Raw genomic sequence first — 26,557 nt, forward strand, 5'->3', positions numbered from 1 at the left:
GACTATTCTTGGTTAACGCCGGTATCGAAAATGTCGTTGATCATGGAGATATATAAATCACTTTTCTCCGTTTCTTTCCGCACGGTACCGGCCATGAGGTTGATCATTTTTTGGATGATACGGGAAGAAACAGCTTCCATGTCTTCTAATTTATACTCGGCGCCATTCTTTTGTTGAAGTATTTCGCGGGTATGAATTTCTGTTAATTTATCTTTTACAGCTTTCAATACCACGGCGTGTTTGCGCATTTTGTTCCAGTATAAAAACTCGTCCATATGCTCGCCAATGATTTCCAATGCTTTTGGCACTTCGTGCTGGCGCATTTGCAAGGTTTCATCTTGCACTTTCGACAGCTCATCCACGTTCACTACTTCTATATGAGACAGTTCTTTTACATCGGTGGCCACGTTGAAAGGGATGGAAAGATCCACAATCAGTTTAGGTCCTGCATGTTCTAACATACTGCGGGTAATCGTTGGATGCGGCGCGTTTGTCGCTACCAATACGATATCGGCATCATGTAATGTTTGACCTAAATTTTCGATGGGCGCACATTGTAAACCGTTACAATTCGCAAACTCTTCTGCAACGCTAATTGTACGGTTAATAAGTGTAATGTTCTTGGTTCCGAGATACTGCATCATATTCTTACAAGTATTCCGTCCAATTTTCCCTACACCTAGCAATACAATTTTCTTATTAGCGATATCACATACCTTGCTTTGTAAAAGTCGAACAGCTGCAAAAGCCACGGAAACGGTACCTGCACTTAAGGCAGTTTCGTTCTTAATAAGCTTCGACACTTGTAACACACTATTCACTAATCGCTCGGTAAAGGTGCCTACGCATCCTTGTGACTTTGCAAATTTGGCAGCATTCTTTATCTGCCCTACAATTTCATAATCGCCTAGTATTTGCGAATCGAGACCTGTACCCACATGATATAAGTGGCGCACAGCTTCCTCGCCCGACTTTACGTAGGCTAGTTGTTGAAATAACTCGATATTACCACAAGTGTGCTTGTCGATCAATTCAATGAATTGACCCGGTGTATCGGCGAAACCATATACTTCCGTTCTGTTACAAGTAGAAAGTATAAACAGATCGTCTAACTGAGTTTGTTTGCCTTCGTCCAGGATGGCAGTATACTGCGCCTGGTTAATGGCAAAAGAACTGCGTATAGCGGCATCTGTTTTCTTATAGTTGATTCCAACAATATGAAAATTCGATATGTTCTTAGGCTGGTTGACCTGCATGATTGTTAATAAGCTTCCGGGTGCAAAAATACAGGTGTAGAGGTCATATACATGGCAGGAGGCTGTCATTCCTATGTCATTTCTACAGATGGTAAAATGCAACAAGGAAAAATGATTTTCATCAGTTTTAGCCGATCTGTGTACAACTCATCATTCTAACAATTATATGACATAAAAGCCCTCCCGTTGCGGCAAATTTGCATGTAACTTTGCAGCAACTCAAAAATTGGTATGGAAGCAAAAGCTGATATTGGAATCGTTCTCATGAATCTAGGTTCCCCTGATTCTACTAGTGTGCCCGATGTAAAAAGATATTTAAACGAATTTTTAATGGACGGTCGTGTAATCGATTATCCTTATTTGTTCCGTAAAATTTTAGTGGGATGGATTATTGTGCCGAACCGCGCACCGAAATCCGCAGAAGCCTACCAATCTATCTGGTGGCCAGAAGGCTCACCTTTGATTGAGCTGACAAAACAATTGCAAACAGCGTTGAAACAACGTATCGACGTACCTGTAGAAATTGCCATGCGTTACGGCAATCCTACGCCAACAGCTGCTTACGATAACTTATTGAAAGCAAATCCCCATATTAAAGAAGTTATTTTACTGCCCCTGTACCCACATTATGCCATGTCGAGCTACGAAACCGCCGTGGAATATGCTAAATACTGGCATGTAAAGAATAAATACGACTTCAAACTCTCCATTATCGACCCGTATTACAAAGACCCCGCATATATCGATGCATTAGCTGAAAGCATGCGCCCGTACTTGGAATCGGACTACGATTACCTGTTATTTAGCTATCATGGTGTGCCTGAAAGGCATATTAGAAAGGGTGATATTACCAAAAAACACTGTATGCAAGTACAAAACTGCTGTAATGTAGTATCGGTAGCGCATACACGTTGTTATAAGCACCAAGTAACGGTTACCAGTGAGTTGGTGGCGAAGAAATTGAACATACCTACTGGCAAATGGGGCATTTCCTTCCAGTCGCGTTTGGGTCGAGAAGAATGGATTAAGCCTTATACAGCCGAACAATTCGAGCGTTTACCTAAGCAAGGGGTGAAGAAATTACTCGTTGCTTGTCCTGCTTTCGTATCGGATTGCTTGGAAACCTTGGAAGAAATTGCAGTAGAAGGTAAGCACCAGTTCATGGAAAGTGGGGGCGAAGCCTTTACCATGATTCCTTGCGTGAATGTTCACCCACAGTGGGTAGACACCGTGGCACAATTCTGCCGCGAGCGTATGTAATAAAAAATTATTTTGATGGATACCGCGCCGGTAGCGGGAAGACGAATATTTCTCAATAGCTCGACTTCCTGGTACCGGTTTTTTAATTAAATTCAATTATAAAAAATCCATCAGATGATCCTGGGCGTACTCAAAGAAAAATTGAACGAAAACAGGGTTTCACTGGTGCCGGAAGTTGTTAAACAATTAGCACAATTGAAGGTGAATGTATGGGTGGAAGCAGGTGCTGGAAAACAAGCCTGGTATACAGATGAAGCCTACCTCGAAGCAGGTGCCACTATTCAATCACGTGAAAAGATTCTCCAAGAAGCCGACATCCTCCTGTCGATCCACCAACCCGACAAGCCGGAATGGGAACAAGTAACCGCCGGAAAAACGTGGATCGGTGTTTATCAACCCCTATACAAAGCCGCGCTTATGCAAGACCTAGCGGCCAAAAACTTCACCGTGTTCAGTTTGGATAGCATTCCGCGTACTACCCGCGCGCAGAGTATGGACGTGCTTAGCTCCCAAGCTAACATAGCGGGTTATAAAGCTGTTTTACTAGCCGCCAACACGTATAGTCGCTATTTTCCTATGTTTATGACTGCTGCCGGTAGCATTCCTCCTGCCAAAGTGCTTATTTTGGGCGCCGGCGTAGCGGGTTTGCAAGCCATTGCTACAGCGCGAAGACTAGGGGCCGTAGTAGAAGTATTCGACACAAGGCCGGCTGTTAAAGAAGAAGTGCTGAGCTTAGGAGCGAAATTCGTAGAAGTAGAAGGGGCGGCCGATGCATCAAAAGCAGGCGGCTACGCTGTAGAGCAAACTTCGGAATACAAGCAACAACAAGAAGCAAAAATAACCCAAGCTATTGCCAAAGCAGATATTGTGATTACCACGGCCCAAATCCCGGGCAAACCTGCACCTATTTTGGTAACAACGGGCATGCTGGAAGCCATGAAACCGGGGAGTGTAATTATAGACTTGGCCGCTGCAACCGGGGGCAATACTTCCCAAACGAAAAACAATACCAGCGTGGTGTACAATAATGTTACCATTGTTGGCAACTCTGAATTACCTTCCTCTATGCCTGCCGATGCCAGCAAGGTGTATGCGAAGAATGTCTACAATTTCTTACAATTACTCATCGATAAAACCGGTCAATTTACCCTCAATTTTGAAGACGATATCGTGAAAGGGGCTTGTATTACACATGGTGGACAAGTTACCAACGAAAGGGTTTTACAAAGTTTGGGTGTAACCGCGTAAAGCGTGTAATCATCTACGTTATAACAAATTTTCTATCCAAATCCTACTTATATGGAAGCAATATGGGCCTTCATTCAACAGCATATTGATATTTTTTACATCGTCATCCTGTCCATTTTCTTGGGTATTGAAGTGATTTCCCGCGTGCCTTCGGTATTGCATACGCCACTAATGAGTGGTGCCAATGCCATTCACGGGGTGGTTATCATCGGGGCTATTATTGTTATGGGAAAAGCAGAACCCGGTAACTATGTAGCACTCATACTTGGTTTCCTCGCTGTTATTCTCGGAACATTGAATGTTGTAGGAGGTTTCGTGGTAACCGACCGGATGTTAGAGATGTTCAAACAAAAGAAGAAGTAAATCGCTTGGCATTCATTTTAGACTTAAAATCAACTTATGCAAGACAGCCTTTTATCCATCATTTACCTTGTTGGTTCCGTTACATTCATTATCGGTTTGAAAATGCTTAGTGCACCTACCACAGCTCGCAAAGGTAACCTTGTTGCCGCAGCTGGTATGGCTTTGGCTGTTTTCGGAACGATCTTTTTATACAGGGAAGGCGACACTAGGTTGCACAATTACGGCTGGATTTTTAGCGCGCTTGTGATAGGCAGCGTGGTAGGTGTACTGGCCGCAAAGAAAGTAAAGATGACCGCCATGCCCGAAATGGTGAGCATGTTCAACGGTATGGGTGGTGCATGTGCAGGCTTAATTTCTATCATCGAGTTTAATCATATGCAGCATGCTGGAGGCGCAGCGTCCGTAGGTATGTTGTTAACTATTGTGTTAGGGCTAATCATTGGGAGTGTTTCCTTTGCCGGTAGTATAATCGCTTGGGGAAAACTAAATGGTAAAATCAAAGACAAATCTTTTAGTGGTCAGCATATTTTTAACCTACTCATACTAGGCGTAATTGTAGTAATAGCGGCGGTATTGGTAGGGCAGTTTGTACCCAATTTGCAAACAACGCTTTTCTACGTGTTAACCGCATTAGCCTTGGTGTACGGCATATTGTTCGTATTACCGATTGGAGGGGCAGATATGCCCGTTGTGATTTCGTTACTCAACTCTTTTACAGGCGTGGCGGCGGCTTGTGGTGGCTTCTTGTACAATAACCCGGTAATGCTTACCGGTGGTATACTTGTGGGCTCTGCCGGTACCATTCTTACTATACTTATGTGTAAAGCCATGAACCGTTCTTTGAAGAACGTATTAATCGGTTCATTTGGCGGAGGAAGTGGAAGCAGTGCTGGAGGTGGAGCACAACAACAAGGAAATTACAAAGAAATTAGTATTAACGACACTGCTGTATTGTTAGCTTACGCTAATAAAGTAATGATTGTACCGGGATATGGATTGGCCGTAGCGCAAGCACAACACGTATGCCACGAGTTAGAAAGCTTATTAGAAGAACGTGGAGTAGAAGTGAAATACGCCATTCACCCAGTAGCTGGTCGTATGCCCGGCCATATGAACGTATTACTGGCTGAAGCAGATGTATCGTACGATAAATTGTTAGAGATGGAACAAGCTAATAGCGAGTTCGCTACAACAGATGCGGTACTGATTCTCGGGGCCAACGACGTAGTAAACCCAGCTGCGAAAACCGATCCAGGCAGCCCCATTTACGGTATGCCCATCTTAGAAGTAGAAAAGGCGAAAGCTGTAATTGTGAATAAGCGAAGCATGAAACCCGGTTACGCAGGTATCGAAAACGAACTTTTCTTTCAACCCAAAACATCTATGTTATTCGGCGATGCAAAGCAAGTATTGCAACAGCTAGCTACAGAAATTAAGCAAGTTTAACCAGGTGAAAAATGGTTTTTTCGTACTTTGCCATAAATTTTGACACTAGTGGCGGATTTACCAATTGCTTTACTCGATTCTTTACAAAATCTTCCCGGCTACGATGCAACCTCGTTTATAGCGGTGCATAACTCCCCGGAAAGAGTGACTTCCATTCGACTCAATCCTTTTAAAATATCAAACTCATCGGCGCAAAACCGCGTATTAGGCCAGTTTGCGCCGATTGAGGCTACTTCAATTCCTTGGTGCCCAGGTGCCTTTTACTTGTCGGAACGCCCTTCCTTCACATTCGATCCTAACTTTCACGCAGGTGCTTATTACGTACAAGAAGCCTCTTCTATGTTCTTGGCCCATGCATTTAATCATACCGTAGATACCAGTCAACGCTTGATGGTGCTCGACTTATGTGCTGCCCCGGGAGGTAAATCTACTGTACTACAATCTTGCATCAATAAAGAAAGCTTATTAGTCGCCAACGAGGTGATCAAAACCCGCGCTGCCCTATTAGCCGATAACCTCACCAAGTGGGGAACCGCTAATACCATGGTAACGAACAACGATCCGCGCGATTTCGCCAAGTTAGACGGCTTTTTTGATGTAATGGTCGTAGATGCACCTTGCAGCGGCTCGGGATTATTCAGAAGAGATCCCAATGCTATTCAAGAGTGGAGTGAAGATAACGTGGTACTATGTAGTCAACGCCAGCAGAGGATTTTAGCCGATGCATTGCCTGCATTAAAAGAGAATGGGGTATTAATTTATGCTACCTGTTCTTATTCTTTTGCAGAAGATGAAGCGATTGTTGATTGGTTGATAGAAGAATTCGACATGGAAAGTTTGCCGGTGCCCATCGAAGATGCATGGGGAATTGTACATTCATCTACCCCAAAACAAGGTGCAGCAGCATACCGTTTCTATCCAGGTAAAGTGAAAGGCGAAGGCTTATTCATGGCTTGCTTGCGTAAAAAAAGTGGGGGAGATTATTATGCGAAAAATAAACCGGCGCTTACATACGTTTCTAAACAAGATACAGCTCGCATGGAAGCATGGTTACAACCTGGGGCGGAAATGAGTTTCATTCAACACCAATCGGATGTAATTATTTTTCCACAAAGTTTAACAAACGAGTTTGCGATCATCCAGAAAAATCTATATTTGAAAAAAGCAGGGATCAACGCAGGACAGTTAACAGCGAAGGAGCTAATCCCATCGCATCAATTAGCGTTGGCCAACTGCTTAGCCAACAATATTCCATCTGTTCAGTTGAGTAAAGAGGATGCACTCAAGTATTTGCGGAGAGACGATCTACAAGTACAATCCAATCTCAAAGGATGGGCGCTTATGCAATACGAAGAACTGAACTTAGGATGGGCAAAAATTTTACCGAACCGTATCAATAATTATTACCCGAAGGAATTGCGGATTTTGAAAGAAAATATTTAAGTGGAAAGGAAACCGAACCAATACGCAGCCTGGTTGTCAATAAGCTTGTTGCATACAGCGGCTCTTCCATTTCAAATAAAAATTCATTATTTACGCATATATTCGTCTTTTAAAGAAGTAGAAATTATGTTTAAACCATTAATGTTTGTTGCTTTGTTTGCCTGTTTTTCAACAGCCGCGACCGCACAAGACTCGCTGGTCGTACAAGGCAGTGCTGCTGATCTTCACTTGGTGCACACCGTGAAAAAAGGAGAATCTTTGTCTAGCCTAGGCCGCGCTTATGGTATTTCTCCCAAAGAAATTGCTACGTTCAATAAAATCACCCTAGATAAAGGTTTGAACCTCGGTCAAAATGTAAACATCCCGTTAAACACGACCAATTTCCTTCAAACTGCTAAAACCACGGCCGCATCGGGTTATAAACCTGTATACCACCACGTGGCTGAAAAAGAAACATTATACCGCATTAGCGTGAACAACCGCAAAGTGCCTATCGAAAATATTCGTACTTGGAACAACTTCTCAGGCGACGGCGTAAAATCCGATAGCTATCTTATTGTAGGTTGGTTGAAAGTTCCGGGCGGTGCTGTTCCTGCGGCTGCAAAACAAGCGGTACAAGATACGAAGCAAGCGGCACAAGAAGCCACCAAAGAGGTAACAACAGCGGCTACCACTACTACTGATAAAGCGGTTGAGAAAACAAAAACTGAAGTAGCGAAGAAAGAAGAAGCGGTAAAAGCAGATGCTACGAAAGCTGCTGAACCGGTGAAGAAAGAAGTTACTACTACGGTAGAAAAAGTAAATGCTACTGCCCTCGGCGAAAACGAAACATTCGAACAAGTTTACTTAACGCAAACGGCTAAAGGTAAAAATGCTGCTACTGAAAAAGGCCCTGGCTCTTGGTTCAGAAGCAATGCTGTTGCTAATTCCGGTAAATATTACGCGTTGCATAATTCCGCTCCTCGTGGTACCATTATCAAAGTAACGAACCCATTGAACGGTAAATTTATCTATGCGAAAGTATTAGATGTTATTCCTTCTTTGAAACCAAATGCAAACCTCATCGTTAAATTAAGTGATGGTGCTATGTCGGCATTGGGTACTAATGAAACACGCTTCTACTGCGAGTTAAGCTACGAAGACCAGAACTAATTTCTTTTTTATATCATTGTCAATAGGCTGCTTCCTTTACTGGTAGCAGCCTATTTTCATTATACCATATGCATAAAAAAGGCCGCCTCTACTAGTAGAAACGGCCTTTTCAAGTATCTGCCATATAGTTTACGCCAAACGCATACCGCGTAAGAAGCTTTCTACATCCATTTTCTTTTTACCTTCTAATTGAATTTCCTGCAACACAAGGTAGCCATCTGCTGCCGCCATCTTTAAGAACGTTTTTCCATCGGTTACATATTCACCGGGCTGCACGCTTGGTGGCGCTAACTCTTTCGTGGCTTTGAAAATTTTCAAACCTTTGCCTTGCAAGGTTGTCCAAGCTGTAGGGTAAGGATTCAATCCACGTACTAAGTTATATACATTGTCCAAGGGTTGTGCCCAGTCGATATGACCGGTTTCTTTGGATAACTTGGGTGCATGTTTGATTTGATCCTCGGGAATATGCGACTGGGGTGTTTCTTCAACATTGCCAGCTGCTAATGCTGCTACCGTTTTAATTAATAATTGAGCGCCACGGTGCATGAGATCGTCGTACAATTCACCGGCCGTTTCATCATCACGGATAGCGGTTTTATCGGAGAACAAGATATTCCCGGTATCGATAGCATGTTGCAGTTTAAAGGTAGTAACACCCGATTCTTTTTCACCATTGATAATGGCCCAGTTGATAGGCGCAGCACCCCGGTAATTCGGTAACAAGGAAGCATGTACGTTAATAGTACCCAAAGGGGGCATACTCCACACCATTTCTGGCAACATCCTAAAGGCTACTACTACTTGTAAATCAGCTTTCAGCGCCTGTAATTCTTCAATAAATGCAGGGTCTTTCAGCTTTACGGGTTGTAATATATGCAGGTTATTGGCCAAGGCATATTCCTTTACCGCGCTTTGTTGCAGTTGTAAACCACGACCAGCCGGCTTATCCGGTGCCGTTACTACTCCCACTACGTTATAGCCATTTTTTACCAAGGCATCTAATGAGGCCACCGAAAATTCCGGTGTTCCCATAAAAACTATTCTCATGTTCTTCATTATTGTGTTACAACCAAGGATAAATACAACTTAAATGGCGCCCGCAGGTAGAATATTGTCGGCATACAACACGTATTTCTTGCGGATCGCTTTAAACTTCTTCAAGCCCGGTTCCCAGGTAGCACGGATCTCATCTTCCGTCATACCCTTTTCAATTTGTTGCTGTAAAATGTTGTTACCGGCTAACTTGCTGAAAAACGGTATGAAAAATTTGTCTTTCTCCGGGTACATTTTATATGCTGTGATGAGCCATTCGAGGCGCAATTTACCATTTAGTTCCTTACGGATGTCGAGTGTATCGGCTGAAAGATCAAATCCATAACAAGTTTGATCTAACAATGGCGGGTTTTTAGCTCCCGGCACACTGCGAGGGGTAAAGGAGAAGAGATTCTTCGGTAACGCAGGATGGCCGAATACTTGGAAGGGCTTATCGGTACCACGACCTAAGCTAAACACTGTTCCTTCAAAGAAGCAAATAGACGCATATAGCTCTACTGAACGTTGGTTCGGCAAGTTTGGTGAAGGTTTCAATGGTAAATAATACGGGTAATCGTGCGAGTAATACTGCATAGGAATCACCGTTAATTTACATTTCGCCTTCTTAGCCAACATCTTCTCACCATTCAGCATACGCGCATATTCACCTACCGTCATACCGTGCGACACAGGAATAGGCTGCATACCAATAAAACTACGAAATGCCGTATCTAAAATAGGCCCGTCGATAATCATACCGTTCGGGTTAGGACGGTCCAACACAATCACTTGCTTCTTATATTGTGCTGCAGATTCCATGAGCTCTTGCAAGCTGCTGATATAAGTGAAGAAGCGTACGCCTACATCTTGAATATCGAAAATGATGATATCTACATCTTTCAAATCATTCGCATCGGCCTTGCGGTGCTTGCCGTATAAACTTACAATAGGCAAACCTGTAGCAGCATCCTTTGTATTATCTACCTTTTCGCCTGCATCGGCCGTACCACGGAAACCATGCTCGGGACTGAAGATTTTCTTAATATTCACACCGCGTTTCAAGAGGGTGTCTACAAGGTGGGTTTCACCTACAGTGGCGGTATAATTCACCAATAGGGCTACACGTTTCCCTTTTAACAAAGGAAGGTACGCTTGTAGCCGCGCGGCGCCTACTTGTACTTCCCTGCGTTTACCACGTGGCTGCGCTTGTGCGATCATGATGTGTGACATCAAAACCAATAAAACAATTAACTTCTTCATGTTGGATAGAACTGATTGATACATGTAAAAATAAGGAAGTATATGGAAGCGTAAAATGAAATACTGCAAATTGGGGCTTAATTAGCCATGATGGCGGAAAAAGAGGGGAAATTATAGGGGTGGGGCTGCCGATAATATTTTTTCCTTACCTTGCGTATTATTTACTTTTTTAAATTCTATTTATGCAAGCAGTAAAAGGCGGAGATACCGTACGTGTACATTATCACGGTCGCTTAACCAATGGTACTACTTTCGATTCATCAGAAGGCAGACAACCACTCGAATTCAAAGTGGGTGCCGGCATGGTTATCAAAGGTTTCGATAACGGTGTTTTGGACATGAAAGTGGGCGATAAAAAAACTGTGCATATTCCAGTGGCTGAAGCATACGGTCCTAAAAGCGAGGAAATGATCATGGATTTCCCTAAAAGCAATTTGCCGGAAGATCTTAAACCAGAAGTGGGTATGGAATTGCAAATGAGCAATCCTCAAGGTCAAGTGTTTCCAGTAAAAGTTGCTGCTGTTAGCGACGAATTCATCACACTTGATGCAAACCATCCTTTGGCTGGTGAAGATTTAGTATTCGACATTGAGCTCGTTGAAATTGTATAATTCACGACTTACAAATACGATCTTAAAAAAGACCGGGTGTTATTAAAACATGCGGTCTTTTTTTTTCTGTTCTATATTAATTACATAGGTTTGTTATTATGATGAAAGATTACAAATACACGGTGGCCGACCGTTTTATGCAATATGTGCAAGTGGATACGCAATCTGATCCCTTAAGTGATTCCTTTCCTTCTACAGAAAAACAAAAAGATCTCGCACGCATCCTCGTGAGCGAGTTACTAGATATGGGCATTAGCGATGCACATATGGATGAATACGGCTACGTTTACGCTACCATTCCTGCAACTACCGATAAAAAAGTGCCTGTTATATGTCTTTGCTCTCACATGGATACTTCAAGTGACAGCAGCGGCACAGGGGTAAAACCCATTGTGCATAAAGCCTATACAGGTGCCGACATGATATTGCCCGATGATACCACGCAAATCATCCGCGCAGCCGATCACCCTTACCTAAAAGAAAAAATTGGCGACGATATTATCACGGCTAGTGGTACTACTTTACTGGGCGCCGATAATAAAGCCGGTGTAGCCGAAATCATGGATGCTGCTGCTTTCTTAATGCAACACCCCGATGTGAAACACGGCGCTATTCGCATCCTTTTTACACCCGATGAAGAAATTGGTCAAGGTGTAAAATATGTTGATATGCAAAAACTCGGCGCAGATTTTGGTTATACGATGGACGGCGGCGAATTAGGCTCATTGGAAGATGAAACCTTTTCTGCAGATGCTGTGAAAATCGTTATCAATGGTGTTAGTGCGCACCCGGGTATGGCAAAAGGTAAGTTAATCAGCGCTATTAAAATTGCGTCTGAAATCGTTGATGCGTTACCGAAAGATATTCTTTCACCAGAAACAACAGAAGATCGTCAAGGTTTCATTCACCCCGTACGTATGCACGGTGTAGTAGAAACTGCAGAAATAGATTTCATTATCCGCGATTTTACTACCCGCGAATTAGAAGCACACGAGTTCTATTTGCGCAAAGTAATGGATAGCGTGATGTCACGCCACGAAGGTGCTACTGCTACTTTCAAAGTAACGGAACAATACCGCAACATGAAAGAAGTATTGGATCAACATCCGCAAGTAGTAGCTTTCGCAGAAGAAGCAATTAAAAGAGCAGGTATCGAGCCGTTGAAAATGAGTATCCGTGGTGGTACCGATGGTTCTCGTTTAAGCTTTATGGGCTTACCTTGTCCGAATATCTTTACGGGCGAAATGAGCTTCCATAGCAAACACGAATACGTAAGTATCCAAGATATGCAGAAAGCAGTAGATACCATTGTTCATTTAGTACAGGTGTGGGAAGAGAGAAGCTAATCTCGCTAAATCCTTTGCTAGCAAGCATTTATAACTTACCTGTAGGAATGTTGGGGTCGCGTTAAAATAATTTCCGCGCCTTACCGTTTTTAGATTAATTATTTTAGTAGTACTTTAATCGCTTATTGCAAGTGGATTATATACTTTTGCAAGGTTAAATAAATATACATGGTATTAGGAGTCATTACATTATTACAAGATTCTTTGCTCCGTGGCGTGAAGGCCGACACGGTTGCCCAAGGTGTTTCACCGGCCGCGGCCGCATCGCAACAAATGAACGTGTGGGATATGTTATACAAAGGTGGTCCCATTATGATCCCTTTGGGTGTTTTGTCGCTCGTAGCTGTGTACGTTTTTATTGAAAGATTCTTATACATTAAGAAAGCCAGCAAGCTCGATGATAATTTCATGGCCATGTTGCGCGATCAAATTACTGCTGGCAATATCACGGCTGCCCGTTCTTTAACCAAGAATACCAACAGTCCTATTGCACGCGTGATCGATAAAGGTGTACAAAGAATCGGCAAGAAAATCGAAGCCATCGAACGTTCTATGGAGAACGTAGCGAAGTTGGAGATCTACAAAATGGAGAAAAACCTTGTGATCCTCTCTATCGTGGCAGGTGTGGCCCCAATGTTCGGTTTCTTGGGTACCATCGCCGGTATGATCCAAACTTTCTTCAATATCTCCGTTACAGGTGATATTACATTGAATGCCATCGCAGGTGGTATTTATGTAAAGATGGTGACCTCCGCTACCGGTCTTATTATCGGTATCATTGCTTTCATTGGTTATAGCTTCTTGAATGCACAAATCGATAAAGTGGTGAATAAAATGGAAGGTGCTTCTGCTGAATTCATCGATATCTTGCAAGAACCAAGCTGATCCTATCATTCAGATAGATTTTCAAACAACTATATAGAAACGATGCTGTTGTAACCAGCGGCATCGTTTTCTTCCTCGAATTATAAAATATTACTACTCAATGAATATTCGTAGACGAAAAAAAGCAGGTGCGGAAATGCACAACTCGGCATTGAACGATATCTTGTTCATCTTGCTGTTGTTCTTCCTCATTGTGTCTACGTTGGCCAATCCCAATGTTATTAAATTAACGCTGCCCAAAGCGAAAAGTAACACCAAGGCTAAACAAACGGTGGTAGTAAGTATCGATGCTAAACGCGAATTCTTCGTAGGTACCACCAAAGTGCCTTTCAACGATCTAAAAGCCACGCTTGCTCCTAAATTAGCTGGCGATGTAGAGGCTTCTATCGTAATTAATGCCGAAAAATCTGTTCCTGTTGAAGATGTAGTAAGCCTAATGGAACTTGCCCGCGAACTAGGCGCCAAAGTAGTATTGGCCACCGCTAACCCGGGTACAGGCAGCAAGTAAATTCAAGCCAATTTTCCTTACAACATACCACAAACCATCCTGTCTTTGCCAAATATATCCTGGCGCAAGATCACGTTCTTATATCCTAACGAACGCATTAGTTGCATGGTGTCTTCTCCATGTGCTTCGTTAATTTCAAAGAATAATTTCCCATTGGGTTGCAACTTTTCTTTACCCAATTCGGCAATGGTCCTGTAAAATAATAAAGGATCTGTATCGGGTACAAACAACGCGAGGGCCGGCTCGTACTGCAATACGTGGGCTTGCATGTCGGCACTTTCTTGCTCTTTTATATAGGGGGGATTGCTAACGATGATGTCGAATTGGGGTAATTGATCCATGGCACCCGGTTGCAATATATCCTGGCCAATGAATTGTACGCTGGCTTGGAGTTTGTCGGCGTTCCTCTGGGCTACTGCTAAAGCATCTTCACTTACATCAATCGCGTATACCTTGGCCGCTGGCCAGTTCTTCTGAATGGAAATAGGTATACAACCGCTTCCCGTACCAATATCGATGATGGTGGCATGAGGTGTAACCGGTTGCTCTTCTAATACCCATTGCACCAATTCCTCCGTTTCTGGACGGGGAATCAACACATGCTCATTCACATAAAATTGCATCCCGTAAAACCAACTCTCCTCTATTACGTATTGTAAAGGACGGTGAGCCAATAACTGTTGTATACAGCTCTCCAACCGCGCTTGTTGGTCGGCCTCCAATGGTTTATTATTATAAATCACCCGGTCGATGCGAGATAATCCTGTAATGTGTTCAATTAGCAAATTCGCTATGGCAGCGGCTTCGCGGCTATCATATAAACTCTGCACTTGGTGCATACTGTGAGAAAAAGCTTCTTGTACGGTCATGGTAACGGAAAACTCCTGGTGAAACAATATTTTTGCAAACATAAACATTCGGCATGACAGCGGCTTTGAATCACGAAATATTTATGCAACGGTGCATTGAACTGGCCACCATGGGCGCAGGGCATGTGATGCCTAATCCTATGGTAGGTGCCGTGTTGGTGTATAATGGAAGGATCATCGGGGAAGGGTATCACCAACAATATGGGCAAGCCCATGCAGAAGTAAACTGCGTAAATAACGTGGCCGACATCGATCGCCCATTGATCAAGTCTTCTACCATGTACGTAAGCCTCGAGCCATGTGCGCATCATGGGAAAACCCCACCATGCGCCCATCTCATTGTTCGCGAACAAATCCCGCATGTTGTTATCGGTTGCGTAGATACCTTTTCGAAGGTTAGTGGCAAAGGCATCGAAATACTTAAAAACGCCGGTATTCAAGTAACTACAGGTATCCTGGAAAATGCTTGCCGGGAACTGAATAAACGCTTCTTTACCTTCCACGAGCAGAAACGACCCTACATTGTTCTCAAATGGTCGCAATCTGTAGATGGCTTCATAGGTACCACCGATCGCCAACCGGTAAAGATTTCAAACGAATACACCGATCGCCTCGTGCACAAATGGCGTAGCGAAGAAGCGGCTATTCTCGTTGGTACAAATACCGCCGTGAATGATAATCCAAGGTTAAATACACGACTATGGCCCGGCAATAACCCTGCCCGCGTTGTTATAGACCTCGACCTGCGCATTCCCCCTACGCACCATATCTACGATGGCTCGGTGAAAACATTCATCGTTACCACCCACGGTACAGTGCCATGTGGTGCTACTGCTATTACAGTTGAGCGCAATGGAAATGTCCTTCAACAAATGCTTAGTGCCTTGCACATCCACCATGTGCAAAGTATCTTAATAGAAGGCGGTGCCTTCACCCTGCAAGAATTTATTGCACTTGAACTCTGGGATGAGGCTAGGATCATCGTCAATGAAAAACCTTTAGGTACAGGCGTTTCTGCACCAAGCTGGAATTTCTCCCCTGCAACAGGTATAACGCACCTCGCAACAGACACAATTTATTATCATCGACTTAATACATTAGCCCCTTATTTTTAATCATGGAAGTATTTTTTACAATCGAGAAAGCAGCAAATGCAGAGTTTAAAGATAAAGGCAGCAAGTTTATTGCATATACGTACCCGGTGAAAACACCGGAACAAGTAAAAGAATGCTTGGCTGAAGTGAAAAAGGAACACCCCAAAGCAACGCACCATTGTTACGCCTATCGCCTCGGTACCAGCGGTACCCAATACCGCGCAAACGACGATGGCGAGCCTTCAGGCACCGCCGGCAAGCCTATCTTAGGCCAAATTGATAGCAAACAATTGACCGATGTACTCGTAGTCGTAGTGCGTTATTTCGGTGGCACTTTACTGGGGGTACCCGGTTTAATCAATGCCTATAAAATGAGCGCCGCCCTTGTTTTACAACTAGTGCCCGCTGTGCAAAAGAACGTAGAAGTTAACTACACACTCACATTCGACTACACGATTTTAAATGAAATTATGACCGTCGTAAAGCAAAATAACTGCACCATTATTTCGCAAGAACTACAACTGTTCTGCGTAATGGAAATCGGTATCCCGAAAGCGAACCAAGAGTTATGCTTGCTCCGTTTGAACGATATTCACGGCTTGGAAATCCGACCAGCTAAATAACTAGTTAGATTGCTTGATCTCCTGCACCGTTACACCGAAGAGCTTTTTCGTAATCCCCGACAATTGCTTATCGGTACCCACTAAATGGAATGTACGATGGTAATGCAGTAATCTACCGCCGGTATTTACTTTCGAAAGAGGGGAATAGCTGGCAATGCTGTAATAATACCCGCTATTAATAGCCGTATCATTCTTTTCACCCGCATAATAAACCGTTGCTGCAAAGCCATCAGAAAGGCTTTGCATAGGCCAGCGGTTGTTCTTAAAGAATTGTTTACTACGCGAAAGGGTAAATTGCACAATTGTGAGTTGTTGAGATTCAGCGTCGTAAACGCCTATATAGTTTTTGCCAAAAGCCTGTGGAATTCCTACTGCTATAGGGTTTGCACCTTTCAATCTTACTAAAATGGTGTTACTGCGCACATCGTAGTCAACTTCTTTCATGTATTGATCGAGCTGTGAAGTGGGCATCTTTTCTTCATTGAAAGGTACCAATAACCAAACCTGCTCTCCTGCCGGGAACATGCCTGTTACCCGTATAGCAGGCTGACCCGTAGTGCCATCCCACTTTATACGACCGGTATTCACAAACACATTCTCACTCTCATGCGCCACGGCTTTGATGGCCCGGGGTACATCTTGATCCAGGTAATTAGGAATATCTTTCCGGGCTATCAGTGTTAATTTCCTTTGCACGTTTATATCAAAAGTTTGCCCATTGTGGTGCAATAAGTGCATGTCTTTCTCTACAGTTACAACGCCCCTGCCTTGATAGGTAACCTGGAATGGTTCTGTATCAAAACTTGGTGGCGTGTGCCAATGCGTAGCGTCGATAGTATCGTGTGGGGCAAAGTAAAACGAGTCGGGGGCTATATCGATACGGTCTTCTCCACCGCGGAGATTTACTTGCGATACCGATTTTTGCCCAGCTATTAAATCATAATTCAACCAGCCAAAATTATCACCATTCACTTCAACGGCACTACTAATTATGCGGCCTTGCCATGCAGGCGTAATCGTTAATACAGCAGGACTTGTACTATCTTTTAATTGGATAGCTTTCGTGTATTTACCCACGAATTGCATCGCCGCTTTATACGGTTGATCTTCGTTGATGGCATCTTTAGTGGTGGTAGTATGGTGGTGTTGATGGGAAGAAGGAGCGTTCTTGCAGGCATACAGCAAGAGCGTGGAAAAAGATATGGCTAGAAGTTTTCGTAACAATAGGATCGTATTTAATCGCTACAAAAATAAGCATTGCGCAATATGCTAGTACACATTGCGCAATGTTGCAAATTATTTGGCAAAAATGCTACTCACCACGAGCTCTTTGCTGCCCGGGGTGTATTTATAAAATCCTTCGCCACTTTTCGCACCCAAGTAACCCGCGGTTACCATGTTTACGAGTAATGGACAAGGGGCATATTTCGGGTTACCGAAGCCTTGGTGTAATACATGCAAGATCGATAAACATACGTCTAATCCAATGAAATCCGCTAATTGTAATGGTCCCATCGGGTGCGCCATGCCTAGTTTCATGACAGTATCAATTTCATTCACACCGGCTACGCCTTCAAATAAAGAGTAGATGGCTTCGTTGATCATCGGCATCAAAATTCGGTTCGCAATAAAGCCAGGGTAATCGTTTACCACGCAAGGCACTTTACCCAACTGTACCGACAAAGCCTCAATTTTCTTCGTTACTTCTTTGTCTGTCGCATAGCCATTAATAATTTCCACGAGCTTCATAACCGGTACCGGGTTCATGAAGTGCATGCCAATTACTTGTGTAGGACGCTTGGTAACTGCAGCAATTTTTGTAATGGATATAGAGGATGTATTGGTGGCAAGGATCGCGCCGGGTGCGGCATGTTGATCCAGTTGCTTGAAGATGTTCAGTTTTAGGTCGATATTCTCGGTAGCGGCTTCTACCACTAATTCAGCGTCTTTTACGCCGCTGGCCATATCGGTGTAGGTGGTAATCCTTCCAAGTGTAGCCGTTTTGTCGGCCTCGGTGATCGTTTCTTTTGCTACTTGGCGATCGAGGTTTTTACCGATCGTTGCTAATGCTTTCTCTAATGCAGGGGCTGCAACATCAATTAAATTTACGTGGAAACCGTTTTGGGCAAATACATGGGCAATACCATTACCCATTGTGCCTGCACCAATTACCGATACTTTTTGCATTGTTTTGATGGTTATTAATGATGATTAAGAAATGATTTTGTTGTATGATGGAATGCAACATAACATTTTTTCACCACTCCAAAAGAGGATGCCACGAATTTCTATGAAAGGAAAAGCTTAGTCTTGACGCTTAAAGTCGCCCCGCTTCCAAGCATCAATGAATTGTGCCCAAGCTAAAGGATTGAAGATGTTTTGTGGCGGCGCTTGACCGGCATAATACAACGATTGTGCTTGTTTTTGCATGTAACTATTTACACCCTCACGCCCATCAATAGGGGTATAACGTGCTAATGCACGGATTTTTGCAATGTTGGTGTTTTTACGGGCAATCTCGTAAGCATCGTCTGGAATGTCCATGCTCGTCATAATAGCCTCTACTTGTCGCCTTGTTGGGAAAGGACGTATAATGGTTACCGGTAAATGCATCGTATCCTCCACCATTAATTGAATCATGGAGAAGTTATTTCCGGTTAAACTTTTAGGAATGGTATAGCTTTTCTTATGGAAACCTACAGCGGAAAAGGTTAACGTATCGCCTTTGAACGCTACTATGGAGAAAACACCTGCCGGGTTGGAAATTGTACCACGAGATTGCCCTTTTACGATAATGCTCACGGCCGGGATGGCACGTAAACTATCGGCAGTCATGGTAATACCGGAAATCTGGATGACACTATCTTGGAACTGCGTGATTTGCGATTTTGCGAACAGTGGCAACAAGAAAATAGCGAACAGTATGTAGATTCTTTTATTCATTCGGCTCCTAAGTTACTTCAAATTTTTTAGTACATATGGCCGAAAATGGAGGCCATTCAACAGGTATACAAGGATTTAACGTGGCAATGACAAATGATAAAATCTTTTATACATGCGCACTTTACTACGATAGTCAATACTTCAAAGCCAAATGTTTTGCTATCAACAGCAGGCAATGTTCAAATTAAAATGCAATTGAGCTAACTTTGTAGCTCTAAGATTAATTTTAACAGTAATTTATGATAACAAAAGAGCAGATTTTAGAGGCCCTGGGCAACGTAGAAGAACCAGATTTGGGGAAGGATTTGGTGACGCTGAACATGGTGAAAGACGTAGCTGTCGACGGCAATAAAGTCTCTTTTACAGTAGTATTAACTACCCCGGCTTGCCCGATGAAAGAGATGATTAAAACCGCCTGTATTAATGCGATCCACATATTTGTAAGTAAGGAAGCGGAAGTTGAAGTAAATATGACTGCCAACGTAAGCACCAACCGTAAAGATGGAAAGTCCATGCTCCCCGGTGTGAAAAACATCATCATGGTTGCTTCCGGTAAAGGTGGGGTAGGCAAATCTACCGTGGCAGCCAACTTAGCTTTGGCTTTAGCAGCCGATGGCGCACAAGTAGGTTTGTTGGATGCGGATATATACGGTCCTTCTGTACCTATCATGTTCGGTGTACGCGGCGAACGCCCAATGATGCAAACCATCAATGGCAAAGACGTGATCTTACCGATGGAGAAATATGGTATCAAGTTCATGTCTATCGGTTTGTTAATCGATGAGAAACAAGCAATTATTTGGCGTGGCCCAATGGCTACCAGCGCCTTACGCCAGTTCGTGTCTGATGTAAATTGGGGCGAATTGGATTACTTGGTGATTGATATGCCGCCAGGTACGGGTGATATTCCTATTACCTTGGTGCAAACAGTACCGGTTACTGGTGCTGTAATTGTTACTACACCACAAGAAGTAGCTTTGGCCGACGCAAAAAAAGGTATCGCGATGTTTGCCAACCCGCAAATCAAAGTACCTATCATTGGCTTGGTAGAAAACATGGCCTACTTCACCCCGGCAGAATTGCCTAATAACAAGTACTTTATCTTCGGTAAAGAAGGTGGTAAACGCTTGGCTGATGAATTGGATATCCCGTTCCTCGGTCAAATTCCTTTAGTACAAAGTATCCGTGAAGGCGGTGACTACGGCGAACCGGCTATGACTGGTAACGACCCGGTTACGAAAAACGCTTTCTTAGAATTTGCCGGTAACGCAGCCCGCAGTATTGCGATGCGTAACGCCAACTTCGAGGCGACTAAAATTGTAGAAATTATCGCGTAAAGCATATTCGATCGCCGTACGCCCCTGTACGGCGATCTTCTTTATCTGAACACCCCAACATCCGCCAACTAAAATCGCTCCTAACCATGTACGCACCTAAATACAACCAAGAGAAAGACTGGCAAAACGTCGCCGCTTTTATCCGTGAACATAGTTTCGGTTTGCTAATTAGTACCCGCGATGGCGTACCCGAAGGCACGCATATTCCCATGGAATTAGAAGAAAAGGCACCGGGTGAGTTTGTAATAACAGGACATATTTCCAAGGCCAACCTACAATGGCAATCATTTACTTCGGATCAAACTTTTTTAGCGATCTTTACGTCACCACATGCCTATATTTCCGGCTCCTGGTATGAAGAAGATCGTGTACCTACTTGGAATTACATGGCGGTACATGTTTACGGGAAAATCCGGGTTTTGAACAATGATGAAATGGATGCGTTATTAGAAAACCTAGTCAACAGGTACGAGCATGGCCGCCCGAATAGGGTACATGTGCAAGACATAGACGCGGGCGAAATGGCATCGATGAAGAAAGCAATTGTAGGCTTTGAATTGAGTATCACCGGTGTACATACCCGTTTTAAACTCAGCCAAAATCGGCATCGTGCTGATTACCAACACGTGATAGATCATTTAAAAGAACAGGGCGATGAGCAAGCAGCATTCATAGCCAACGAGATGGAAAAGCGTGAAAAACCCACCCATTAAGGGAAGTACGACGTTAACTAAAAAATCGCAATAAAAAATATTTTAAACAGGCATAATCCCCGAAATTCGCACAGCGTTGTAATTCGACGGTGGGCTTTGCCGTGATTTACGTAAATTTGCGCCCCTAATAAGAGTATTATGAATAGACAGGAACTGGTGAACCTCATCAAAGAAAGGAAATCTTACCTCTGTGTTGGATTGGATACAGATATTAATAAGATTCCGAAGCACCTGCTTTCGCATGCCGACCCGGTATTTGCGTTTAACAAAGCGATCATCGATGCTACGAAAGATATTGCCGTAGCATACAAGATCAACACTGCGTTTTACGAATGCTTGGGTATCCGTGGATGGGAAAGCTTGCAACGTACAATCGAATACATCCCTAAAAATGTATTCACCATTGCCGATGCAAAACGTGGCGATATCGGGAACACTTCCACCTATTACGCGAAAACTTTCTTCGAAACATACGCATTCGACTCTGTAACGGTTGCACCTTACATGGGTAGCGACAGTGTACAACCATTCTTAGCTTTCAGCGAGAAATGGGCCATCGTACTAGGTTTAACATCGAACGAAGGCAGCAATGATTTCCAATTGCAACCAGCCGGCGACGGTTTGTTATACGAACAAGTGATGAAGAAATGTGCTAGCTGGGGAACGCCAGATAATATGATGTTTGTGGTAGGCGCCACACAAGGCGAATCAATCGCGAATATCCGCAAACTCTTGCCAGACCACTTCTTCCTAGTGCCTGGTGTGGGTGCACAAGGTGGTAGCTTAAAAGAGATTTCAGAAAAAGGCTTGAATAAAGATGGCGGCTTACTAGTAAACGCTAGCCGAGCTATTATTTTTGCCGGGAGCGATGAACGTTTTGCAGAAGATGCTAGGGCAGTAGCTTTGCAATACCAAGCTGAAATGGGATTGTACCTAAACGGCGTTATTCAATAAGCTATTTTACATACTTTTTTAAAGGGTTCCTTTTAAGGAGCCCTTTTTTATTTAACCAATAGCGTATACACAGCACTTGAAGAAAGTAATCTTAATGCCTATTTTTAGATAGGAAGTGATGTTATTTTAGCCTGGATTAAACAGTGGATTTATTGACTATTTTTTAAAGACTGCATTTGCGCCGTTTTTGTCGCAAATTAGGGTGTTATGGGTGTCGTTTTCCCATTTTTCGAGCCTTTTGATTATTTTTCGCAGTGTGGTTTGTAATATGTTTTAATGTTGTTTCAATGTATTTCCAATATTCTTCCAATATTCTCCCAATGGTTCAGATATATTTTGGATGTTTTTGACAAGTATTTGTGATGTATTTTAATCTTCGTTACCCTATTTTCCCTTCTAAATCCTTGTTGGATGAGAGTTTAGGCTTACTTGCTGCGTTGGGGTTGTATGTGAAGTGATTTGGTTGAAAATAGGCTTGTTTGGGGCGTAATTTAAATCGGTTGATATGAGTGGTGGGTTGAATAGAAATAATCATGTAAAGCGCTTAAAAAGGGACTTAAATTTATCTTACATCGAAAGGATGTTGATGGCTTTTTCTTAGATATTGTTTTAGATGATTTTTACTAAGGGTGAATAAAGGTTGAAAATAATACCAGTCAATTTACATTCATTAAAAAAGCGTGCATTGCTTAGCAATACACGCTTTTTGTGTGTATGCTTAGGAACTTATTTGAACACACAGTTTTTAGCAGTCCACCACGGTTTGATTTCGAAGATGATACGGCCTGTTTTTACGGCTTCATCTTGTTTCACAAGGGTGGCAGCTTCTAGGCTGTCGGCACAATCCAGGATGAAAATACCACGGAGATCACCGTTGTCGCCCATAGGGCCGGCTACAACAATTTTACCTTCTGCATGCAGGCGATCAACATTGGCTAAGTGCTTAGCTTGAATGTCGGCAATAACTTCATCGGGTTGGTCGCGGTGCGGACCTTTCTTTAATAGCACTAACCAGTATTGTTTCATCACTGGGTCGTTACCCGAAGTATCCAGCCAAGCATTGTGCTTCAGCTTAGTGGCTACCGCCTTAATAGGCGGGTAGATGGAAATGATTGCCAACAAGGCAGTAAAGAGTACAATAGTAGGGATAAGTTTGAACATCTTTTATATGGTGGTTTGGGATGCAAGGTAACAAAGATCAGTTTATCTTGCTATGATATTTAGTATCTTGCCATGAAGAGGTTATACAAGGTTTAAATTCCACTTTCATTCACATAAAACCCGCTAATCCATGCACCAGGACTTATTTCAATCACCGGACTATTTCAACATCGACGATCTACTCACCGAAGAACATAAAATGACGAGGGAAAGCGTTCGGCAATATGTAAAAACAGGTATTTCGCCCGTTATCGACGACTATTGTCAGCGTGCTGCCTTCCCGGAACATATCATTGAAGGGCTTGGCAACTTAGGATGTTTTGGGCCTACTTTGCCCGTTAATTATGGTGGTGGCGGCTTGGATTATATTTCCTACGGTCTTATGATGCAAGAATTGGAGCGAGGCGATAGCGGTGTTCGTTCTACGGCATCCGTGCAAGGTTCGCTGGTAATGCACCCCATCTTTACTTACGGCAGTGAGGAACAAAAGCAAAAATACTTACCTAAACTGGCTACCGGGCAAATGATGGGTTGTTTCGGACTTACCGAACCCGATTTTGGATCGAACCCAGCGGGGATGTTAACTTACTTTGAAGATGATGAAGACGATGCAGGCTATATCCGCCTGAACGGTGCTAAGATGTGGATTTCCAATGCACCTTTTGCAGATATTGCCGTAGTATGGGCAAAGAATGCCAACAATAAAATCCAAGGCGTTATCGTAGAGCGTGGGATGGAAGGATTTTTTACCCCGGAAACTAAGCACAAATGGAGTTTACGAGCCAGTGCAACGGGCGAGTTAGTATTGGATAACGTGAAAGTGCCCAAATCGCATATTTTACCAGGTGCACTCGGATTGAAAGCGCCACTTAGTTGCCTGGATTCCGCCCGTTACGGCATCGCTTGGGGTGCCATAGGCGCCGCCATGGATTGCTACGATACAGCCCTCCGCTACGCCAAAGAACGCGTACAGTTCGATCGCCCGATTGGTGGTTTCCAACTCATCCAAAAAAAGCTAGCAGAAATGATTACAGAAATCACGAAAGCACAGTTGATGAACTGGCGACTAGGCGTACTGAAGAACGAAGGCAAAGCCCGGCCAGAACAAATCTCCATGGCCAAGCGCAATAGCTGTGCGGTAGCCTCGCAAATTGCCCGCGATGCTAGGCAAGTACTCGGCGCGATGGGTATTTCCGGCGATTACTCCATTATGCGACATATGATGAACCTCGAAAGTGTGATTACTTACGAAGGCACCCACGAAGTACATTTACTGATTACCGGCATGGATATCACAGGATTCAATGCCTTCAAATAAAGCGCATTTCTATACATACAGCATGAAACGTTTTTTACTTTTTGTAGGCATCTTATGCGCTACAAATTCCTATGCGCAACAATTATTCACCCTCCAAGGGAAAGCACAAGGAACTTATTACATCGTTAAGTACGTAGCAGATAGCCAGCGCGTTACACAAGCGGAAGTGGAAGCACTCTTTAGCAAAATGGATTCATCATTATCCTTGTATAAAGGTTATTCTCGTATCAATTATTTCAATGCACACAAATCGGTTGAAATGGATGCATACATGGAAACAGTTGTGCGCAAAGCGATGGATACCTACCAACGCACTAATGGCTTATTCGATATAACTGTAAAACCTTTAGTAGATATATGGGGCTTCGGGGTGAAAAGGAAACAAGGCGTGCCTGCTAAAGACTCCATTGCTGCACTGTTGCCATTGGTAAGTACGAAGTATTTATCAATCAAAAAACATCAACTCTTCAAACGAAAAAATAATGTTGAAATAGATTGTAACGGCATTGCGCAAGGTTATACCACCGATGTTATTGCCGATTATTTAGTATCAAAAAATATTGAACGTTACTTAGTAGATGTAGGCGGTGAACTACGTGCTGCCGGCAATAATAGCCAAAACAAAATATGGACTGTAGGCATTGAACGGCCCACTAGTGATGGCGATGATGTTATTCCATCTACAGCCCTCGTTTCACTCCATAACAAAGCCATTGCTACCAGTGGAAACTATCGTCGTTTTTTTGATGAAGGTCATACGCGGTTCGCGCATACTATCAATCCCAAAACAGGCGAAGCCTTACATAATAATATCGTAAGTGTTACAGTTATTGCGAACGATTGTATCACTGCCGATGCTTATGATAATGTATTGATTTTACTAGGGGTAGAGAAGGGATTAGACTTCGTGAAAAAACATCCCCATTTGCAATTACATGCCTATTACATCTATAAAAACAGTGACGGTAACATTGAAGAAAAGTACAGCGAAGGATTTGCCCAGTACTTCGTAAAATAACAAAAGCCCCCGCCATCTATCAGAACGGGGGCTTTTTCCTTTCTCACAAAATCATGGTTACGTATAAGTCGTTTTATCTCACGTGAATTTTCACACCGATGTTTGCTTGAACGGTGTTGAAATTCGTGATATCACCCATTTTATAAGGGGAGTAATTATATTGAACGTTTGCGTTGAACATCACAGGTGAGTATTTACCAAAGGGTACGTTAATACCCAATTCCGGCGTAGCCATAAACTGCCAACTATCATCTCCCTCTACAAATTCACCCCAGTATTTTTCGTATCGCATGGCGGCAATACCGGCATTCAAACCTACATATGGAATCACTTTTGATTCGGGTTTTGTGAAAGCGTATTGCGCAGCTAACATAATCGGAATGGTTTGCAAGGTGCGCTGTTGTACAGCCGAAATAGCACCGTCTTTACCAGGGTAAATGGCACGAGGCACTTTCTCATAAAAGTCTTGATAACCTACGTTCAAACCTGCACTGAACTGGTCGTTGAAGTTGTACAAGAAGCCCGCTTTCCAACCGCGGAAACTTGTTTTATTGGCGTAATCCTTCAAGCTACCTAATGGCTGCGCGATGGAATAGTTTAACTGTAAGCTAAGGGGCGGGCGACTTTGTGCTTTTGCTGCACCGGTAATACCCAGTACGCCGGCTAATAACAATACATATATTTTAATACTTTTCATCTTCGATTCATTTTAATCTT

The 26,557-nt window shown here is 43.2% G+C and carries 26 protein-coding genes; 17 read left to right on the forward strand and 9 right to left on the reverse strand.

All coding sequences use genetic code 11. The features are described from left to right. Positions 1-2 precede the first annotated feature (2 nt). Positions 3-1,256, reverse strand: coding sequence for a glutamyl-tRNA reductase (hemA, locus tag LX64_RS19780; RefSeq protein ID WP_111599437.1), 1,254 nt, complete (start codon positions 1,254-1,256; stop codon positions 3-5). A 231-nt stretch (positions 1,257-1,487) separates the two neighbouring features. Here hemA and hemH point away from each other — a divergent pair, with 231 nt between their 5' ends. The 6 genes from hemH (at position 1,488) to LX64_RS19810 (ending at position 8,168) form a co-directional block, all read left to right on the forward strand. Beyond that, positions 1,488-2,516: a ferrochelatase gene (gene hemH / locus LX64_RS19785; RefSeq protein ID WP_111599438.1), complete on the forward strand. Its 1,029-nt coding sequence runs from the start codon at positions 1,488-1,490 to the stop codon at positions 2,514-2,516. 114 nt (positions 2,517-2,630) lie between these two features. Then, positions 2,631-3,764: a Re/Si-specific NAD(P)(+) transhydrogenase subunit alpha gene (locus tag LX64_RS19790; protein WP_111599439.1), complete on the forward strand. Its 1,134-nt coding sequence runs from the start codon at positions 2,631-2,633 to the stop codon at positions 3,762-3,764. 51 nt (positions 3,765-3,815) lie between these two features. Next, on the forward strand, positions 3,816-4,127 hold the full coding sequence (locus LX64_RS19795; protein WP_111599440.1) for an NAD(P) transhydrogenase subunit alpha: 312 nt from the start codon (positions 3,816-3,818) through the stop codon (positions 4,125-4,127). Positions 4,128-4,163: 36 nt separating this feature from the next. Beyond that, positions 4,164-5,573 carry an NAD(P)(+) transhydrogenase (Re/Si-specific) subunit beta gene (locus tag LX64_RS19800; protein WP_111599441.1) on the forward strand — a complete coding sequence of 470 codons (1,410 nt, stop codon included), beginning with the start codon at positions 4,164-4,166 and terminating at the stop codon, positions 5,571-5,573. 48 nt (positions 5,574-5,621) lie between these two features. Then, on the forward strand, positions 5,622-7,016 hold the full coding sequence (locus LX64_RS19805) for a methyltransferase RsmF C-terminal domain-like protein (RefSeq protein ID WP_111599627.1): 1,395 nt from the start codon (positions 5,622-5,624) through the stop codon (positions 7,014-7,016). Positions 7,017-7,142: 126 nt separating this feature from the next. Further along, complete coding sequence (locus LX64_RS19810) at positions 7,143-8,168, forward strand: DPBB and LysM peptidoglycan-binding domain-containing protein (RefSeq protein ID WP_148707399.1); 1,026 nt, start codon at positions 7,143-7,145, stop codon at positions 8,166-8,168. Positions 8,169-8,297: 129 nt separating this feature from the next. Here the strand turns inward: LX64_RS19810 and fmt are convergent, their stop codons facing one another. Together fmt and LX64_RS19820 are read right to left on the reverse strand one after the other, a co-directional pair. Further along, the gene (gene fmt / locus LX64_RS19815) at positions 8,298-9,215 is read right to left on the reverse strand and encodes a methionyl-tRNA formyltransferase (RefSeq protein WP_245952751.1); all 918 of its coding nucleotides are present in this window, start codon (positions 9,213-9,215) and stop codon (positions 8,298-8,300) included. A gap of 39 nt (positions 9,216-9,254) precedes the next feature. Further along, entirely contained in the window at positions 9,255-10,460 is a 1,206-nt protein-coding gene (locus tag LX64_RS19820; RefSeq protein ID WP_111599444.1) for an exo-beta-N-acetylmuramidase NamZ family protein, read from the reverse strand. Between the two features lie 182 nt (positions 10,461-10,642). Between LX64_RS19820 and LX64_RS19825 the strand changes: the two genes are divergently transcribed. The 4 genes from LX64_RS19825 (at position 10,643) to LX64_RS19840 (ending at position 13,810) form a co-directional block, all read left to right on the forward strand. Further along, the gene (locus LX64_RS19825) at positions 10,643-11,071 is read left to right on the forward strand and encodes an FKBP-type peptidyl-prolyl cis-trans isomerase (protein WP_111599445.1); all 429 of its coding nucleotides are present in this window, start codon (positions 10,643-10,645) and stop codon (positions 11,069-11,071) included. A gap of 98 nt (positions 11,072-11,169) precedes the next feature. Further along, positions 11,170-12,417 (forward strand): peptidase T, encoded by a 1,248-nt coding sequence (gene pepT, locus LX64_RS19830; RefSeq protein ID WP_111599446.1) that lies wholly within the window; start codon positions 11,170-11,172, stop codon positions 12,415-12,417. Between the two features lie 168 nt (positions 12,418-12,585). Beyond that, on the forward strand, positions 12,586-13,302 hold the full coding sequence (locus tag LX64_RS19835) for a MotA/TolQ/ExbB proton channel family protein (RefSeq protein WP_111599447.1): 717 nt from the start codon (positions 12,586-12,588) through the stop codon (positions 13,300-13,302). 100 nt (positions 13,303-13,402) lie between these two features. After that, complete coding sequence (locus tag LX64_RS19840) at positions 13,403-13,810, forward strand: ExbD/TolR family protein (RefSeq protein WP_111599448.1); 408 nt, start codon at positions 13,403-13,405, stop codon at positions 13,808-13,810. Positions 13,811-13,827: 17 nt separating this feature from the next. Here the strand turns inward: LX64_RS19840 and prmC are convergent, their stop codons facing one another. Beyond that, entirely contained in the window at positions 13,828-14,721 is an 894-nt protein-coding gene (prmC, locus tag LX64_RS19845; RefSeq protein ID WP_158538689.1) for a peptide chain release factor N(5)-glutamine methyltransferase, read from the reverse strand. Positions 14,722-14,732: 11 nt separating this feature from the next. Between prmC and ribD the strand changes: the two genes are divergently transcribed. Both ribD and LX64_RS19855 read left to right on the forward strand, forming a co-directional pair. Next, positions 14,733-15,794 carry a bifunctional diaminohydroxyphosphoribosylaminopyrimidine deaminase/5-amino-6-(5-phosphoribosylamino)uracil reductase RibD gene (ribD, locus tag LX64_RS19850; protein WP_111599450.1) on the forward strand — a complete coding sequence of 354 codons (1,062 nt, stop codon included), beginning with the start codon at positions 14,733-14,735 and terminating at the stop codon, positions 15,792-15,794. A gap of 2 nt (positions 15,795-15,796) precedes the next feature. Next, positions 15,797-16,396 carry a YigZ family protein gene (locus LX64_RS19855; protein WP_111599451.1) on the forward strand — a complete coding sequence of 200 codons (600 nt, stop codon included), beginning with the start codon at positions 15,797-15,799 and terminating at the stop codon, positions 16,394-16,396. On the opposite strand, the gene LX64_RS19860 is transcribed toward LX64_RS19855, so the two are convergent. The 3 genes from LX64_RS19860 to LX64_RS19870 form a co-directional block, all read right to left on the reverse strand. Then, complete coding sequence (locus tag LX64_RS19860) at positions 16,397-17,620, reverse strand: DUF6786 family protein (protein WP_148707400.1); 1,224 nt, start codon at positions 17,618-17,620, stop codon at positions 16,397-16,399. A gap of 72 nt (positions 17,621-17,692) precedes the next feature. Next, entirely contained in the window at positions 17,693-18,583 is an 891-nt protein-coding gene (locus tag LX64_RS19865) for a 3-hydroxybutyryl-CoA dehydrogenase (protein WP_111599453.1), read from the reverse strand. Between the two features lie 117 nt (positions 18,584-18,700). Then, positions 18,701-19,339 (reverse strand): carboxypeptidase-like regulatory domain-containing protein, encoded by a 639-nt coding sequence (locus LX64_RS19870; RefSeq protein ID WP_111599454.1) that lies wholly within the window; start codon positions 19,337-19,339, stop codon positions 18,701-18,703. A 239-nt stretch (positions 19,340-19,578) separates the two neighbouring features. On the opposite strand from LX64_RS19870, the gene LX64_RS19875 reads away from it, so the two are divergent. From LX64_RS19875 to pyrF, 3 genes are all read left to right on the forward strand, one after another. Next, a complete protein-coding gene (locus LX64_RS19875) occupies positions 19,579-20,676 on the forward strand; it encodes an Mrp/NBP35 family ATP-binding protein (protein WP_111599455.1) in 1,098 nt (365 codons plus the stop codon). An 86-nt stretch (positions 20,677-20,762) separates the two neighbouring features. Continuing rightward, positions 20,763-21,389, forward strand: a complete 627-nt coding sequence (locus LX64_RS19880) for an FMN-binding negative transcriptional regulator (RefSeq protein WP_111599456.1) — start codon at positions 20,763-20,765, stop codon at positions 21,387-21,389. 138 nt (positions 21,390-21,527) lie between these two features. After that, positions 21,528-22,343 (forward strand): orotidine-5'-phosphate decarboxylase, encoded by an 816-nt coding sequence (gene pyrF / locus LX64_RS19885; RefSeq protein ID WP_111599457.1) that lies wholly within the window; start codon positions 21,528-21,530, stop codon positions 22,341-22,343. 726 nt (positions 22,344-23,069) lie between these two features. Here pyrF and LX64_RS19890 read toward each other — a convergent pair. Then, positions 23,070-23,504, reverse strand: coding sequence for a YciI family protein (locus LX64_RS19890; protein ID WP_111599458.1), 435 nt, complete (start codon positions 23,502-23,504; stop codon positions 23,070-23,072). A gap of 130 nt (positions 23,505-23,634) precedes the next feature. Between LX64_RS19890 and LX64_RS19895 the strand changes: the two genes are divergently transcribed. Then, on the forward strand, positions 23,635-24,822 hold the full coding sequence (locus tag LX64_RS19895; protein WP_111599459.1) for an acyl-CoA dehydrogenase family protein: 1,188 nt from the start codon (positions 23,635-23,637) through the stop codon (positions 24,820-24,822). A gap of 22 nt (positions 24,823-24,844) precedes the next feature. Continuing rightward, the gene (locus LX64_RS19900) at positions 24,845-25,840 is read left to right on the forward strand and encodes an FAD:protein FMN transferase (RefSeq protein ID WP_158538690.1); all 996 of its coding nucleotides are present in this window, start codon (positions 24,845-24,847) and stop codon (positions 25,838-25,840) included. A 73-nt stretch (positions 25,841-25,913) separates the two neighbouring features. Here LX64_RS19900 and LX64_RS19905 read toward each other — a convergent pair whose 3' ends face one another. Further along, complete coding sequence (locus tag LX64_RS19905; protein WP_111599461.1) at positions 25,914-26,537, reverse strand: outer membrane beta-barrel protein; 624 nt, start codon at positions 26,535-26,537, stop codon at positions 25,914-25,916. Between the last annotated feature and the right edge of the window lie 20 nt (positions 26,538-26,557).

It is taken from the genome of Chitinophaga skermanii (assembly GCF_003259335.1).
Lineage (GTDB): Bacteria > Bacteroidota > Bacteroidia > Chitinophagales > Chitinophagaceae > Chitinophaga > Chitinophaga skermanii.